The organism is Streptomyces sp. NPDC048383, from assembly GCF_040651775.1.
Lineage (GTDB): Bacteria > Actinomycetota > Actinomycetes > Streptomycetales > Streptomycetaceae > Streptomyces.
Genome location: NZ_JBEZKS010000153.1, coordinates 1 through 1032, shown reverse-complemented (window position 1 = coordinate 1032; position 1032 = coordinate 1). Strand labels below are relative to the sequence as shown.

General features: G+C 70.2%; 1 protein-coding gene. It reads left to right on the top strand.

The window, feature by feature from the left end; genetic code table 11:
* Nucleotides 1-1032 (top strand): acyltransferase domain-containing protein (locus tag AB0D46_RS38560; RefSeq protein WP_362884767.1); only part of this gene is annotated, 1032 nt, incomplete at both ends.

Genomic DNA, 1032 nt, shown 5'->3' with positions numbered 1-1032 from the left:
CTTTGGCCGGTCGGAAGTCCAAGCGGCTCGCGGTGAGTCACGCGTTCCACTCGCCGCACATGGACGGCATGGTGGAGGCCTTCCGTCAGGTGGTGTCAGGCCTGTCGTTCTCCGCTCCGAGCATTCCGATCGTCTCCAACCTGACCGGCGCTCTGATCGCCGACGGTGAGATGGGTTCGGCGGAGTTCTGGGTGAGGCACGTCCGCGAGGCGGTCCGCTTCCTCGACGGTGTCCGCACGTTGGAAGCCGCCGGCGTGACGACGTACGTGGAACTCGGCCCGGACGGCGTCCTGTCCGCGATGGCGCAGCTCTGCCTGACCTCCGACGACAACCATGCCACCGCCTTCGTACCGACCGTGCGCAAGGACCGCCCCGAGGCGGAGACCGTCGTCACGGCCCTCGCCCAGGTCCACGTCCGAGGCATCGCCGTCGACTGGCAGGCGTACCACTCCGACACCGGAGCCGCGCAGGTCGACCTGCCCACGTACGCCTTCCAGCGCGAGCACTACTGGCTCGACGCCGGAACCCTCGGCGGTGACGTCACCACCGTGGGCCTCCGGTCCGCCGATCATCCGCTGCTCGGCGCCGCCGTCACCCTCGCGGACGCCGATGGGCTGCTGCTCACCGGACGGCTGTCACTGACGACGCATCCGTGGCTCGCCGACCACCGGGTGATGGGCTCGGTCCTGCTGCCCGGTACGGCCTTCGTCGAGTTCGCGCTCCAGGCCGGCGAGCGGGTCGGATGCGACCTGATCGACGAACTGACCCTCGCGGCGCCGTTGGTGCTGCCCGAGGAGGGGGGTGTCGAGGTTCAGATCGCCGTTGGTGCGCCGGACGAGTCGGGTCGGCGATCCGTGGTGTTCCATTCCCGTGACGCGTTGGCGGCCGAGGACGAGCCGTGGGTCCGCAACGCGACCGCGACGCTGGCCGAGGGTGAGGCGCAGGGTCCTGCCTTCGAGCTGGCTGTTTGGCCGCCGGTCGGTGCGGAGGCGGTGGACGTCGAGGGCCTGTACGAGGGTCTCGCGGATTCCG